The following is a 14,457-nucleotide window of genomic DNA, read 5'->3' on the forward strand; positions in this document are numbered from 1 at the left end:
CGGCTCCGCTACGCCGACTCCTCGTCGTCGTGGCGCCCGGAGATGAACTCCTGCACGCGGATCTTCACCCGGATGAGCGGTTGGCGGATGCGGGCCTCCCGCTGGTAGGCGCGGCGCAGCTTGCGCGAGCCCTCGGTGTACCGCCAGCGGGCCCACGGTGAGCCGGGACGGGCCAGCCGCAGCGCGCCGATCTCCGGCAGCACGGGCACCAGCAGCCCGAGCAGACCGGTCCACACCTTGCCCTTGAGGAGCGCCACTATGGCGAACCCGAGGTTCACCAGGATGATCAGCACGCGCAGGGCGACGTCGTCGCCGTAGAACTCGTCGTAGCCCAGCGGCCGGGCGCCGATCAGCAGCAGGCCCGTCATCCCGATCGCGAGGAACACCGCGTCGACCGACAGCCGGCCGTCCTTGGTCCAGTACACGTCCCGCAGGTGCAGGATCAGGGCGAACTCGTCGAGCACGAGGGCCGCGCCCACGCCGAACAACGTGGCTGCGGCAACCCGCACCCCGTGCTGGTGGTCCGGCGCGGCCAGGCCGATCACCCCGCCGAGCAGCAGGAACACCGTGCCGAACACCACGTGGTGGATGTGCGTGCCGTTGGACGTGATGTTGCCCGGCCACCAGCGGACCTTCGCCCTGATCAGGCGCACGCTGATGCGGATGAGGACGAAGGTGACCACCAAGCCGATGAAGAAGAACAGCAGTCGTGACTGGGGCAGGTGGAGCGTGTGCACGCCCCCATCTTCACCCGGCAGGGTCAGCTGAAGGTGATGTCGCCCTTGATGTCGCCCGCTTGCACGACCTGGACGACCTTGCTGCCCAGGGAGCCGGAGATCTGGTTGTTCACCCGGCCGGTCTGCGTCACGGTCGTGTGCTCGCGCAGGGCGGCCCCGAACTCGGGGTCGGCCCGCGCGGTCCGCTCCAGCACCTCGCCCAACGCCCTCACCTGCGGCGAGTCGGCGGGCGCGCCCTCGGCCGCGGTGAGCGCCGCGGTGGCGACGGGATCGTCGGCGAACTTCGCCCGGACGAGCTCGTAGAGCCCGGCGACGGCGCGTGAGGCGAGTGAGGCGGCGATGGAGAGCAGCACGGGTTCAGCCATCGGGGGACTCCCTGTGATCGCGGTCTCGCTCACGGTAGCAGTGCGACTCGCCGCATTGTTCCGCTCGACTGCCGGCGGGATCTCATGGTTGACTGTCTTCGGTCGTACCTTTCTGTGTTCGTGTTCCACCACGCTCGCGGATCGGAGTTGCGGGCGCCGAATCCTCCTTCGCCAGGAGGGGGCCGGGGCCCACGCTGACCCGGTGGTCGCAAGCGCGATCCGGCACCTGTTAGAGGAGAAGTAGCAAGATGGCAGTTGAGGGCACCGTCAAGTGGTTCAACGCGGAGAAGGGCTTCGGCTTCATCTCCCCGGACAACGGTGGCGCCGACGTGTTCGTGCACTACTCGGAGATCCAGAGCAACGGCTACCGCACGCTGGAAGAGAACCAGCGGGTGGAGTTCGAGATCGGCCAGGGCCAGAAGGGCCCGCAGGCGCAGTCGGTTCGACCGCTCTGACCTAATCCGGGTCACCACCAGGACCCGGATCTTGTCGGGCCGCCATCCCCTCCAGCGGGGGTGGCGGCCCGATTCGCATTCGCGGGGCCGGCGCTCAGGTGGTCAGCGCGGGAACCGGCACGACCTCTTCGCCGTAGACGCGCTTGCCCACCAGGCGCGCCTCGTCGAACACGAAGATCGCCGCCGTCCGGACCAGGAACGCCCTCCCGGTGGGCTCCTCGCCGCGGAGACTGCCCAGGTGGGTGCCCCGCAGCTCCAGTTCCACGATCACCGCGTCGTCGGCGTGGCGTAACTCCACCAGCCGGCTGCGCTGGTCCGGGAACGCGTCGCGGACGCGGGCGTAGTACCCGGCGACCTCGGCGCGGCCGTCGAACACCTGCCCGGTCGCCACGATCTCGCAACGGGGATGGTCGAACGTGCGGACAGTGGCGTCGAACTCGTGTTCGTTCTCCGACTCCAGGTGCTCCAGCACGATCGCCTCCCGCAGTGCCCGCAGTGCCTTGGACGCGGTCATGCGCGCGTTTCCCTCCGGTTCGTCGGTAGCTGACGACGAAACACGGGCGTGCGCGACCAGTCAAGACGCAACTCATTCACAGGCCCGCGTTCACCCACGTGCGGAGGTCGCAAGCGGCCGGTCGGAGTGATGGTGATTGGTGCCGTTGCCGGTGCCGGGCGTCCTCCTACCGGGCGTGCTCGATCGCTTACCTGCGGCTTCGCGGGTAAGGCGGCGGTGAACACCCCGCCGCCTTACCGCGGGCCTCTTATGGGCGCATTTCGTAGGCACCCGACAGCGCGGAGACCTCGTGCCACACGCGTTCGAAACGGGCCTGGTCGACAACGGGCTTGCGGACCTGGCCGAGTGCCCACTGCTGCTGCGCTTCGGTGGACGACGCCTTTCCGTGGAGCGCGACCGCGTACGCCGAGAAGTCGCGCACCAGCACGTCGAACACCTGGTCGAGCACGTCGGCGTCCAAGCCGGTGATCCCCGCCTGCTCCAGCACGAGCTGCCCGTAGACGACCAACGTGAACAGGTGCCCGAGGTTGAGCAGGAAGTCGAGGTCCTTCTGCTGCTCCTCGTCCGGCGCGGCCGTCGTGAGCAGCGTGCGCAGCCCCTGCGCCTGCTCGTGGAAGCGGGCCACGTTGGCCACGTGCGCGTGGTCGCGGTACGCCGCCTCCCAGTCGTGGAACCGGACCTGCCCGAGGCCGCGCGCCGGGCCCTGGCGCCAGAAGAACTCGTCGTCCGCCGGGTCGCGCCGGGTCGGGACCTCGGCGTACTCGGCCGGGTTGGCCAGGTAGTTCGGCATGAACTTGAGCACGAGGGCCAGGTTGACGTGGACGGTGCCCTCCAGCTTGGGCAGGGCGCGGATGTCGCGGGCGGCCATGGAGAAGTAGGTGTCCTTCTCGAAGCCCTTGGCCGCGATCACGTCCCACAGCAGGTCGATCACCCGCTCGCCCTCGCTGGTGACCTTCATCTTGGTGATCGGGTTGAACAGCAGGTAGCGGCGGTCGTCGGGGGAGGCGCTGCGGAAGTAGTCGACCGAGCGGTCGGCGAACAGCTTCATGGCCGCGAGCCGCGCGTAGGCGTCCACGAAGGACTGCCGGACGTGCGGGAAGTCGGTGACCCGCTTGCCGTACAGGATGCGGTTGTGGGCGTGCGTGATGCTCTCGTAGAACGCGTGCTCGCCGATGCCGATGGACGCCGTGCACAGGTTGAACTTGCCGACGTTGACGGTGTTGAGGGCGGCGCTGAACGCGTCCTGGCCGGTGTGCAGGACGTCGTCGGCGGTGACCGGGTACCCGTCCAGGCGGAACTCGCTGACGAACATCTGCGAGTCCACGATGTTCTTGACCAGGGCGAACTTCTCGTGCTGGGAGTCGACGGCGAAGAAGACGTAGCCGTCCGGGCCCTCGACGTCCGCGCGCCGGCCGAACACCGAGACCATGCCAGCGACGTTGCCGTTGCCGATGTAGTACTTGCCACCGGTCGCGGTGAAGCCGTCGGCGGTGGGCGTGAGCACCATGTCGGTGGAGTAGACGTCCGCGCCGTGCTCCTTCTCGGACAGCCCGAACGCGAAGACCGCGCCGTCGTCCAGGAGCTCGGCGGCCCTCTTGCGCGCCACCGCGTTGTCGCTCATCCAGATCGGCCCGAGGCCGAGCACGGTGACCTGCCAGGCGTACCAGTACTGGAGGCCGTAGAAGCCGAGGACCTCGCTCAGCGCGGCGTTGCGGGCGGCGTCCCAGCGCTTGTCGGGGGCGCCGCCGGCTGCGGACGCCGGCGTGCAGAAGGTGGCGAACAGCTTCTCGCGGCGGACGAAGTCCAGGAACTCGGCGTACCAGACCTTGGCCTGGTCGTCCGCGATCAGGCGGCGCTTGCCGCGCTCCTCGAACCAGTCGATCGTCGCCCGCAGCAGGCGGCGGCTCTCGGCGTCCAGGTGACCGGCGTCATAGGTGTCGGGGTGGAACAGCACCGGGGTTCTCCCTTCGTCGGCGCCGCACGCTACCAGTCGGTAACTTGTCCGGCCGGTCCCTTGCGGACGGCGGATGTCGGGCTCCGGGCGTACGGTGCTCCGCGTCACGGGATCGAGGAGTACGCCATGCACCTGCTCGCCATCGGCACCCGCAAAGGGCTGTGGCTCGCGACCAGCGAGGACCGGAAGTCGTGGAGCCTCGACGGACCGCACCACCCGATGACCGAGGTCTACGCCGTAGCGGTCGAGAACCGCCGCGACCGCCCGCGACTGCTGGTGGGCACGACGAGTTCCCACTTCGGCCCGACCGTCGTGACGAGCGACGACCTCGGCGCCACCTGGCAGGAGCCGGACCACGCGCCGATCGCGTTCCCGCAGGACGCTTCACTGGAACGGGTGTGGCAGTTGGCGCTGACACCCGACCCCGAGGTCGTGTACGCGGGCACGGAGCCGTCCGCGCTGTTCCGCTCGGAGGACGGCGGCCGGACGTACTCCCTCGTGGACGGCCTGTGGAAGCACCCGCACCGCGAGCACTGGGAGGCGGGGTTCGGCGGGCAGGCGATCCACACCGTGCTGCCGGACCCGGTCGACCCGCTGCGGCTGACCGTGGCCATGTCCACCGGCGGGGTGTACCGGACGTTCGACGGCGGGGCGTCGTGGGAGGCGAGCAACACCGGGATCACGACGCACTTCCTGCCCGACCCGTACCCGGAGTTCGGCCAGTGCGTGCACAAGGTCAGCCGGCACCCGGCCGTGCCCGAGCGGTTGTTCCTGCAGAACCACCACGGCGTGTACCGGTCCGACGACGCCGGGGCGACGTGGAGGTCGATCGCGGACGGCCTGCCCGCCGACTTCGGCTTCCCCGTGGTGAGCCACCCGCACAGGCCGGAGGTGGTCTACAACTTCCCGCTGGTCGCGGACGGCGACCGCTTCCCGCCCCGTGGCGAGTGCGCGGTGTACCGGTCCTCGGACGCCGGCGAGTCGTGGGAGGCGTTGCGGAACGGGCTGCCGGACGGGTTCTGGACGGCCGTGATGCGGGACGCGATGTGCACCGACGCGGCGGACCCGGCCGGCGTCTACTTCGGATCGCGGTCGGGCGAGGTGTACGCGAGCGCGGACGAGGGCGACAGCTGGCAGCGGATCGCCGAGCACCTGCCCGACGTGGTGTGCGTGCGGGCCGCGGAGGTGTGAGCGCGGTGCGAGTGCTCGTGCTGATCCCGGGGCCGCTCCGGCGGGCGGTCGGCGACCAGGCCAAGGTGGAGGTCGACGTGCCCGAGCCGGCCACCCTGGGCACCCTGCTCGACCACCTGGCCGCGTGGTACCCGTTGCTGGACCGGAGGCTGCGCGACGAGCGGGCCGGCCTGCGCCGGTACGTGAACTTCTACGTGGACGGCGAGGAGTGCCGTCGCCTGTCCGGCGCCGACACCCGGCTCGCCCCTGGCGCGGAGGTCCGGATCCTGCCCTCGGTCGCCGGCGGCTGAAGCGCTACTCGGCGATCACCCGGTACAGCGGGCGCAGCGCGTCCGTCACCTGGCGCCCGTCCACGACCAGCGGTTCGAGCTGGTCGAGCAGGGCGTCCGGGCGTCTGCGCACCGGCTCCGCGACGTCCGGCACCACCTCGGCGACCTTCGGCCGCACCCAGAACCGGTCGAAGGCCGGCTCTTCGTCCACCTCGCCGGGCGTCTCGGCGGGGATGGGCGCGCGCAGGTCGCGCAGCCGGTCCAGCAGGTCCTCTCGGGACCGGCCGCGCCAGGCCAGGATCTCGAACGGGTCGGTGTCGAACGACTCGGCGAGCAGGTAGCAGGTGGCGGCCAGGTGCTTGCACGGCACTTCCCAGTCCGGGCACGTGCAGTCCATGTGCAGCTCGCGCATCGTGCTCGGGAACAGGGTCAGCCCCAGGTCGGCGAACACGTCCTCGATCTCGGGCGGCATCTCGCCGGCGAGCAGCTTCGCCGCGAAGATCGCCCGGTCGGCCAGCGCGTGCTCGATGCGCCGCCAGTCCTCGTCGCTGAACTTCCGCACGCCGATCCGCGCCCGGTACGGCTCCGGGCGCGTGCCCGCCACCAGCGCCACGACCAGGCTGGTCGACAACGACATGGTCATCACCTGCCCGGACCGCGCGTACGTGCGGCCACGACTCAGGCGTGCGGCCATGCCGAACGACTCCAGCACCTCCAGGAACCGGCGTGACCACCACGTCTGCGCGATATCGCCGCGCTTGCTGCGCAGCGTCAGGCCGCCTTCGACCCGGATCGGGCGTGACGGCGGGTGCCAGTCAGTCACCGACTGCCTCCCCGGACAGGGCGAACAGCTCGCGCAGCTCGCCGGTGGACAACTCCGTCAGCCAGTCCTCACCCGCGCCGACCACGAGCTGCGCCAGCCCCCGCTTCTCCTCGATCATCCGGTCGATCCGCTCCTCCACCGTGCCGACGCAGACGAACTTGCGCACCTGCACGTGGTTGCGCTGGCCGATCCGGAACGCCCGGTCGGTCGCCTGGTCCTCCACCGCCGGGTTCCACCACCGGTCGAGGTGGATGACGTGGTTCGCCGCGGTCAGGTTCAGCCCGGTGCCGCCCGCCTTCAGCGAGAGGACGAAGATCGACGGGCCGTCCTCCTCCTGGAACCGCCGCACCATCTCGTCCCGTGCCCTCTTGGGCGTGCCGCCGTGCAGGTAGAGCACTTCGGTGTCGAACCGGGCGGCCAGGTGGGGGACGACCAGCGAGCCGAAGGCGGTGAACTGGGTGAAGCACAACGCCTTGTCGCCGTCCGCGAGGGCTTCGTCCAGGATCTCCTCCAGCCGGGCGAGCTTGCCCGACCGGCCGGCGATCCGCGAGCCGTCGCCGAGCAGCTGTGCCGGGTGGTTGCAGACCTGCTTGAGGCGGGACATCGTGGCCAGCACCAGGCCCTTGCGCTTGACGCCCTCCGACTCGGCGATCCGGGCCAGCATGTCGTCCACCACCGCCTGGTAGAGCGAGGCCTGCTCGGCGGTCAACGTGCAGAGCTGCTTGACCTCGATCTTGTCCGGCAGGTCGGTGATGATCCGCGGGTCGGTCTTGAGCCGGCGCAGCACGAACGGGCCGGTGATCCGGCGCAACCGGACGGCGGCGTCCTCGTCGTGGTGCCGTTCGATCGGCACGGCGAAGCGCGCGCGGAACGTGTTGATCGTGCCCAGGACGCCGGGGTTGACGAAGTCCATGATCGACCACAGCTCGGCCAGCCGGTTCTCCACCGGCGTGCCGGTCAGGGCGACCCGGTGCCGGGCGGGCAGGGCGCGCACCACCCGTGACTGCCGGGTCGAGCTGTTCTTGACGTTCTGCGCCTCGTCCAGCACCACCCGGTCCCACGAGACGTCGGCGAGCTTCCCGCCATCCCGCGCCACGACCGCGTACGTGGTGATCACCAGGTCGCAGTCGACGTCCAGCGCCCGGCCCGCACCGTGGTAGACGCGGACCTCCAGCCCCGGCGTGAACCGGGCCGCCTCGCGCTGCCAGTTGCCGACGACGGACATCGGGCACACCAACAACGTCGGCAAACGCCGCCCGCCCCGCCGGTTGTGGGCCTCCAACGCCAGCAGCTGAACGGTCTTGCCGAGCCCCATGTCGTCAGCCAGGCAAGCCCCCAACCCCAACCGGTCGAGGAAGGCGAGCCAGGCCAGCCCGCGCTGCTGGTAGGGACGCAACTCGGCCACCAGCCCAGGCGGCTGCGAGACCGGTTCGAGGTGGTGCTCCACCTCGCCGGACAGCAGGTCGCCGAGCCACCCGGTGGCCTCGACGCCGTTCAACGGCAACGGCAGGTCGACGTCGTCCGGATGCAGCCCGGAGTGCAACAGCACCTGCGCCGCCGTCATCTGCCCGCCACCGCGCTTGAGGAAGGCGAGCCCGGCAGCGAGCCGTTTCGGGTCGACGTGCACCCACTGGCCGCGGACCCGGATCAACGGCACCTTGGCCGAGGCGAGCGACAGCAACTCGTCCTCGGTCAACCGCTCATCACCGACCGAGAGCTCCCACCGGTAGTCCACCAGGACCTTCAGCCCCAGCTCGCTCTCCTTGGCCACCTCGCCCGCCGTGCCACGGCTGGTGGCGTTGAGCCGCAGCCCGAGCCGATGGGGCTGTCGCCACCACGAGGGCAGCATCACGCCAAAACCGGCCTCCGCCAGAACAGCGGCGTGCTGGAGGAAGTCGTAGGCGCCTTCGACATCAAGCTCCAACTCCACCGGTCGTCGAGCCGAGAGCGCCCGGTCCAAGGCCGGGTAGAGCCGCCCAGCGCGCCCGAGATCACCGAGCAGAACGTCCTCGGGTCGACCGACCCACCGACGAAGGACAGCGTCCTGCTTGTGCCACAACTGTTCCGCGGTAACCACCACGCTCGGCTCGTCCACGGCCTGCAGCAGGAACTCGACCCGCCACCCGTCCTTCACCGAGCCGCCCTGATCAGGTGAACTCAACCGGAAGCAGGTCCGCACAGGACTCTCCTGCAACCCACTGGCGCGCCAAGCAGCCAACTTCGACCGAAGAGCCCCGACTTCCCCTTGCACACGGGGGTCACCGACCAATGCGGCCAACCACCGACCAACAAGCCCCTCCCCGCCCACGGCAGTGCCCGCCAGCGCACCCCTGACCTCACGGTCAACCGCCCGATCCAAGACCTCGAGGACCAGGTCACCAGGCTCGTCACCGCCGCGGAACGACGCGGGAGCACCAGTCCGAAGCGCCGCGAACCGCAACGAGTCCACCCCGGACAAAGCAGACCGCCACCGAGCACACCCATCACCGTCGACAGCAGGCAGGACACGACCCCGCCGAACCAGGTCGCGCCCGAAGCCGAGGAGGTCGGCGAGGAACTTCCCGGAAGCCCCGACCCGGCAGTCCGGCAGCGCTTCAGCGGGCATCCCGTCCACCCGGACAACAGGAACCAACCACTCCCGCCACCGAAGCGCCCCGCGTCGAGATTCGACGGATTCCCGGACCAACTCAGGCGACTCAACCGGTCCACTCGCATAAGACGGCAGCCGAACGGACAGGACGCCGACCTCACCGGCCCCGAGCAACGAGGCCAAGGAGTCCCCGGGAACCGCGAACGGATGCCCGACAGCAACCCGAGGCAGCCGTCCGACAACCCGGGCAGGCATCAACGAGTCCTCAGCCCACAAAGCGACCCGCCCACCAGCCACGCCCAGCGCGTGCAGCACCAACACCCCTGCACTATCCGCCCAACCCCCACCTCACCCCCAACCGGGTCCACCTCACCCGCACCACACCCACACCACACCGGCAGTGGCCGACGAGGCCCGATGTGACATGGCTTCGGCCTGTCCGGGGTGCCCGTAAGGGCTCCATGTCACATCGAGCCGGACCGGTTCCAGCCGGACAACCACCCGAACCGTCACGCCCGCCGCAACACCCGCGCACCCTCGTCGGACAGCACCCGCCCGGGCACGTCCGGATCACAGCCGACCTTGGCCACCCGCGACCGAATCGAAGTAGGCGACCGCTCCAGCCGTGTGGCGATAGCGCGGATCAGATCGGCAGCCGGAACGTCCTGCGTCGCGGCCATCCACTCACTCCGCAGTTCGTCGTCCAACTCCCGCGTCCACGGCTGATTGGCGTTGGCCGGCCGATCCGGTCGGTCCGGCCGATCCCGGGACGAACCCGACGGTGCTCCGCTCAACCGAGCCAAAGCGTCGAGAACCTGCCCCAGCAACTTGCCGATCTTCACGCCCGCCTCGGCGGGCAGCCGGATCGACCCCTCGGCCACCAGCTCACCCGACCCGTCCACACCAGCCAGGTCGACCGACAGCGCAGGGTCCGCCGTAGCGACCAACTGGTAGGTGGTGGAGCCGATCCGGATCGAGTTCTCGTACGTAGTCGTCGTCATGATGACGACGCTAGACCAGGGGTCCGACAATTCCGCTCAGCCGCACAGCCGACAGCCCGACACACTCGCCCCGGCAACGCCGGCAGCGCGAGCAGCGCCGGCTTCCGCCGAGCCCGTCACCAAGTACGACTTCAGGTGCTCGGCAATGGCCCGCGCCAACCCGGGCGGGACGGCGTTCCCGATCTGCCTGGCCACCGAGATCTTCGACCCACACCACTCGAAATCGTCCGGGAACGACTGCAACCGGGACGCCTCCAGGTGCGTGATCGGCCGGTCGACCCGGTGCCCGTCCTCACCCGGCTCCCACTGCGGGTGGAGGTAGCGACCCTTCTCAGGCTTGTAGAACTCGGTCCGGATGGTCAGCGACGGCTGATCCCAGCGCATCCGGCCCATCACGTCCGTCGTGCCGGTCTTCTTCTCCCGCCAACACCGCGGCAGCAGCTCCACCGGCAGGTCGAACCGACCACCGCCGGGCGGGATGTGCCGGTACCGCTCCAACGACATCGGCGTCGGATTCCGCCCGATGTGCAGGTCCGGGCTCTTGAACGGCCCTGGCAGCTCACGCCCGAAGAACTCGACCACGGACCCGGGCAACGACGTCGTCAACGGCTGCTCGGGCAGACCGCGCAACACGTCACCAACGGTGTGCCAGCGCTCCCGCACGTGCGTGGGCGTCGGCAGCGGGATGCGCCCGACCCGCGAGCCGATCACGATCGTCCGCCGCCTCCGTTGCGGCACACCGAAATCGGCCGCGAGCAGGATGCCGTAGCTCAGCTCGTAGCCCTCGGTCTCCGCCTGGAGCAACGCGAACTCGGTCGACGCCAGGAACCGGTCGACGTTCTCGATCACGAACACCGCCGGTCGGGCCCGCCGCACGAACCGCAGGTACTCCCGCCACAGCGAGTTGCGCGGGTCGTCGACGTCCCTCGAGCCGAGGTTCGAGAACCCCTGGCAGGGCGGACCACCCACGATCACGTCGACCTCGGGGATCGCGTCGTCCGGCACCTCCGCGATGTCGGACCAGCGGATGTGGTCCTCACCGAAGTTCGCCGCGTACGTCGCCGCCGCGTGCAGGTCCCACTCGACCGCCATCACCTGCCGGTAGCCGCCCGCCGCAGCGAACCCGGAGGTCATGCCGCCACAGCCGGCGAACAGGTCGATCATGGACAGCACGGGGGTCAGGCTAGCCCATGAACAGCCACAGACTCAGGTGAGCGCGCCCCCGCCACTCCGCCCCTCGCCACTCCGCCCCCCACCACTGTGCCCGCGACGCTCCAACACCACCGCCCGAACCCGCCCCGCCGCGACGGCCGGGTCCTCGTGCTCCCAAACCCGCACCGCCAACCACCCCGCATCAGCCAACGCCTGATCGGTGTTGGCATCCCGAGCCTGGTTCGCCTCGATCTTGGCGCGCCAGAACTCGCCGTTCCGCTTGGGCCACGTGCCGTGCTCCGGGCACCCGTGCCAGAAGCAGCCGTCCACGAACACCGCGACCTTCGCCGGCCCGAACACCACGTCCGCCTCACGCCGCACCGCGCGCAGCGGACGCTGGTGCACCCGGTAGCGCAACCCCAGCCGGTGCAGCTCACGCCGCAACGCCACCTCGATCGCCGTGTCACGGGAGCGCTGCTTGCTCATCCGGGCGCGAACGTCGTCCGTCGTCTCCAGGCTCGACGCCCGCGGCTCCAGGTTCGGCACCCGGCCATGATGGCTCACGCGGGGTGCAGCACGTCCCGCAGCCTCCGCGCCGCCCGGTCCAGTTGCGCGCGCGACGGCAGCACCGCAGCCCCGACCCGCGTGAACTCCGTGACCCGGAGATCGGCGAAGAAGAACGGCGGCACCGCGTGCACCAGGAGGTCCTCCGACCGCTGCGGCCCGCCCCGCGGGTTGACGATCAACCGCTCCACCCACGCGTCGACCTTGAACACGGTGTCGGCCAACGGATGCACCCGCACGTCCAACCCATGCCCGCGCAGCACCGCCAGCACCCACACATCCCGCAGGAACCCCAGGAAATCGGACACGACCCGGTTGCGCAGCGCGGCACGCCCCTCCGCGCCCACCTCGGCGATCACCTCACGCGCCGGCGTCCACAGCATCGCCCGCGCCTTCTCGTCCGCCTCGCAGAACTGCTTGAACTCGGGCCAACGAGGTAATCGACCGAGCGCTTCGACCACGTGGTGCGCCACGTGCGTGAAGGCGAAATCAGGCCGCCAGCGCCGAACCTCCGGCACCTCGGCGACCCCGGGTCCCGGCACCGGCGCACTGCGGCACGCGGCCTCGACCTCGTCCGCGCTCACCCGGTAGACGGCATCGGACTCGTGCGCCATCACGTGCTCCACGACGTGCTTCCGCTTGCCGTACCAGTGGTTGAAGTGGAACCGCGTCTCCTGCGTCACGTTGAACAACCGACGCACGTCCATCGCCGTAGTCATGACGCAGAGAGTACGGACGACCACCGACAGTCCCGGAGAAACCGCAGGTCAGCTGATCGACAGGTTCGCCCGGTCCGCCGCCGACCGCCCCGCGTCCCACCCGGCCGCACTGCGCACCGGCGTGCTCTTCGCCACGGTCCGGGTGAACATCGCCCCGAAGTACTCCTCCACCGCCTTCTTCCGCTCCGCCAGCACGGGCAGCAGCCGGTCGTCGTCGGCCGGCACCTCGTTGACCGCCCGCAGCCGCTCCCCGATCCGGTGCGCGTACGACAGCAGGAAGGACTTCCGGAACGACGCCGACCGCGCCTCGTCACCCTTGCGGGCCTTCTCGCCCGCCGCGACCATCGCGCGCGTCGCCTGGACCAGCAGCGACGCCGACAGCAGCTCCACGATCTCCAGGTCGAGCTCCTCGCCGACCAGCGCCACGAACCCGAGGTCGTACACCACGGCCCGGCACCGGTTCGCCGTGGCGACCACGTGCACGACCTGCGCCTTGCCGTCGAAGTACCGCTTGTCCAGCCACAACCGCCGGGACGTCGTCGTCGCCACCTCGAGCGGCATCCGCTCCAGCGCGTGCCGCGTCACCAGCTCCTGCGCCTTGGCCGACAGCGCCTCGGCCTCCTCCGGGAACGCCGTCGACTCGGCCTTCGCCAGCAGCCCCCGCACCCGGTTGAGGATCCTCGGGTCCACGTGGTGGTGGTCGATCGCGGCCAACGGCGTGCCCGGCTTGGGCAGGATCACCGGCAGCCCCGGCAACATGATCAGGACCCGCAGCACCGCCACGGCCGCGGCGACGGCGTCGTCGCGCAACTCGATGTGCCGGCCGGCCCACTGGTCGACGTACGGCTGCGTGACGTCCCACCAGACCGTCGCCTCGATCTCCGCCAACTGCTCCAGCCACCGCGGGTGCAACGCCGAGTACCGCGAAGCCTCCGACGCCAAGGCGTCGACCAGGACCGACAGCGCGCGCTCGTCCTCGTTGCGCCGCACCACCTCGTACACGTCGTAAGGCAGCCAGCCGTGCTCCCACAGGTGCTCGAAGGCACGCCGAAGCGCCCACTGAACCGCGTCGTCCACTTCGGCCGGCGGAAGGGAGGAGGTGCGCGGCAGCCCGGCCCGGCGATTCGCCGCGGCCCGCCACAACGCCTCGCGTAGGGAGCTCACGACCGCCGATTGTCCCCTTTCGGGTGCGGTGTCGCCGCAGCCGGTGCGCGTTGCGACCCAGGACACACCCGGACGTGCCAGCCTCGCGCCGTGAGCCGGAAGACGCAGACCCCGAAACGGCGGCAGATCGTGGTGGTCCGCCGTCCACAAGGGACGCCGCTGACCGAGGAGCAGCAGCGGGTCGTCCACCGCTGCCGCGCCCTGCCGCAGCTGCTCGACCCGCTGGAGGCCGAGTTGACGGTCAGCACCGCCGTGGCCGACGTCCGGCCCGACGAGGAGTTCTGGGCGGGCCTGATCGACCACGCCGTCTCACTGCCCAGCCGCCGCAACCACGCACTGCTCCGCGTCCTGGCAGCCGCCCTCACCGGCCGTCCACGCGAGTGGGCCGCGAGTGCCGTAGCGCCCGCCCGTCCGGCGCTGAAGGTCGGCGGCGCCTGGATCTGCGACCGGTCCATCGACGCCGGCTACTTGGCCCTGATCTGCACTTACACGTTCGCGGACGACGAGCACGCGATGGTGTTCCTGATCGACGAGCTGTCCGGTGGCGAAGTGCGCACGGCCTTCGTGACCCGGGACGTCACCACCGCCCGCCACCGCCTGGCGGACCAAGGGCCCTTGACCCCGATCGGCCCGGAGGCCGCCCACTGGCTCCTGGCCAAGTCCTACGACCGCCTGGACCGCAACACGGACGCCATCGTGAACATCGAGGTCGAACGGACCCGCCTGCTGGCCGGCCGACGAATCGCACTGGCATTCGGGTGACCGCCAATTCATTATCGCGCCGTGCGGATCGGGTGAGACAGATATCACCCGGCCCCGTTGGTCCGAATGGGAGGCGAGTTCGCTCGACCGGGCAATACCGTGCCGGCACCCGCATACCGTACGGTCGTGTTGATGGTCGAATCGACACGCCACGGGGGTAGCGGATGTCGCGATCAGGTGAGGCGCAGTACGGCGGG

General features: G+C 70.2%; 15 protein-coding genes. 4 read left to right on the plus strand and 11 right to left on the minus strand.

Annotated elements, in window-relative coordinates; all coding sequences use genetic code 11:
• Positions 1 to 8 precede the first annotated feature (8 nt).
• Together ACRAKI_RS05930 and ACRAKI_RS05935 are read right to left on the minus strand one after the other, a co-directional pair.
• Complete coding sequence (locus ACRAKI_RS05930; RefSeq protein ID WP_447006035.1) at positions 9 to 737, minus strand: hypothetical protein; 729 nt, start codon at positions 735 to 737, stop codon at positions 9 to 11.
• A gap of 23 nt (positions 738 to 760) precedes the next feature.
• A complete protein-coding gene (locus ACRAKI_RS05935) occupies positions 761 to 1,102 on the minus strand; it encodes a hypothetical protein (RefSeq protein ID WP_447006036.1) in 342 nt (113 codons plus the stop codon).
• A 248-nt stretch (positions 1,103 to 1,350) separates the two neighbouring features.
• Here ACRAKI_RS05935 and cspE point away from each other — a divergent pair, with 248 nt between their 5' ends.
• Positions 1,351 to 1,557, plus strand: a complete 207-nt coding sequence (cspE, locus tag ACRAKI_RS05940) for a transcription antiterminator/RNA stability regulator CspE (protein WP_033438411.1) — start codon at positions 1,351 to 1,353, stop codon at positions 1,555 to 1,557.
• 94 nt (positions 1,558 to 1,651) lie between these two features.
• Here the strand turns inward: cspE and ACRAKI_RS05945 are convergent, their stop codons facing one another.
• Positions 1,652 to 2,071 (minus strand): ester cyclase, encoded by a 420-nt coding sequence (locus tag ACRAKI_RS05945; RefSeq protein ID WP_447006037.1) that lies wholly within the window; start codon positions 2,069 to 2,071, stop codon positions 1,652 to 1,654.
• Positions 2,072 to 2,318: 247 nt separating this feature from the next.
• The gene (locus ACRAKI_RS05950; RefSeq protein WP_447006038.1) at positions 2,319 to 4,025 is read right to left on the minus strand and encodes an acyl-CoA dehydrogenase; all 1,707 of its coding nucleotides are present in this window, start codon (positions 4,023 to 4,025) and stop codon (positions 2,319 to 2,321) included.
• A 126-nt stretch (positions 4,026 to 4,151) separates the two neighbouring features.
• Between ACRAKI_RS05950 and ACRAKI_RS05955 the strand changes: the two genes are divergently transcribed.
• Positions 4,152 to 5,216 carry a WD40/YVTN/BNR-like repeat-containing protein gene (locus ACRAKI_RS05955; RefSeq protein WP_447006039.1) on the plus strand — a complete coding sequence of 355 codons (1,065 nt, stop codon included), beginning with the start codon at positions 4,152 to 4,154 and terminating at the stop codon, positions 5,214 to 5,216.
• A gap of 5 nt (positions 5,217 to 5,221) precedes the next feature.
• Complete coding sequence (locus ACRAKI_RS05960) at positions 5,222 to 5,506, plus strand: MoaD/ThiS family protein (protein ID WP_447006040.1); 285 nt, start codon at positions 5,222 to 5,224, stop codon at positions 5,504 to 5,506.
• Positions 5,507 to 5,510: 4 nt separating this feature from the next.
• On the opposite strand, the gene ACRAKI_RS05965 is transcribed toward ACRAKI_RS05960, so the two are convergent.
• From ACRAKI_RS05965 to ACRAKI_RS05995, 7 genes are all read right to left on the minus strand, one after another.
• Positions 5,511 to 6,308 (minus strand): SWIM zinc finger family protein, encoded by a 798-nt coding sequence (locus tag ACRAKI_RS05965; RefSeq protein ID WP_447006041.1) that lies wholly within the window; start codon positions 6,306 to 6,308, stop codon positions 5,511 to 5,513.
• On the minus strand, positions 6,301 to 9,153 hold the full coding sequence (locus ACRAKI_RS05970) for a DEAD/DEAH box helicase (RefSeq protein WP_447006042.1): 2,853 nt from the start codon (positions 9,151 to 9,153) through the stop codon (positions 6,301 to 6,303). Before ACRAKI_RS05970 ends, ACRAKI_RS05965 begins: the two co-directional genes overlap by 8 nt.
• Positions 9,154 to 9,407: 254 nt before the next feature.
• Positions 9,408 to 9,899 carry a hypothetical protein gene (locus tag ACRAKI_RS05975; RefSeq protein WP_447006043.1) on the minus strand — a complete coding sequence of 164 codons (492 nt, stop codon included), beginning with the start codon at positions 9,897 to 9,899 and terminating at the stop codon, positions 9,408 to 9,410.
• Positions 9,900 to 9,935: 36 nt separating this feature from the next.
• On the minus strand, positions 9,936 to 11,063 hold the full coding sequence (locus tag ACRAKI_RS05980; RefSeq protein WP_447008345.1) for a DNA cytosine methyltransferase: 1,128 nt from the start codon (positions 11,061 to 11,063) through the stop codon (positions 9,936 to 9,938).
• A 42-nt stretch (positions 11,064 to 11,105) separates the two neighbouring features.
• A complete protein-coding gene (locus ACRAKI_RS05985) occupies positions 11,106 to 11,537 on the minus strand; it encodes a very short patch repair endonuclease (protein WP_447008346.1) in 432 nt (143 codons plus the stop codon).
• Between the two features lie 74 nt (positions 11,538 to 11,611).
• Complete coding sequence (locus ACRAKI_RS05990) at positions 11,612 to 12,334, minus strand: hypothetical protein (RefSeq protein ID WP_447006044.1); 723 nt, start codon at positions 12,332 to 12,334, stop codon at positions 11,612 to 11,614.
• Positions 12,335 to 12,382: 48 nt separating this feature from the next.
• Positions 12,383 to 13,498, minus strand: a complete 1,116-nt coding sequence (locus tag ACRAKI_RS05995) for a DUF2786 domain-containing protein (protein ID WP_447006045.1) — start codon at positions 13,496 to 13,498, stop codon at positions 12,383 to 12,385.
• Between the two features lie 90 nt (positions 13,499 to 13,588).
• Here ACRAKI_RS05995 and ACRAKI_RS06000 point away from each other — a divergent pair, with 90 nt between their 5' ends.
• Complete coding sequence (locus tag ACRAKI_RS06000; RefSeq protein WP_447006046.1) at positions 13,589 to 14,260, plus strand: hypothetical protein; 672 nt, start codon at positions 13,589 to 13,591, stop codon at positions 14,258 to 14,260.
• The last annotated feature ends 197 nt before the right edge of the window (positions 14,261 to 14,457 follow it).

Source organism: Saccharothrix isguenensis (assembly GCF_052936305.1).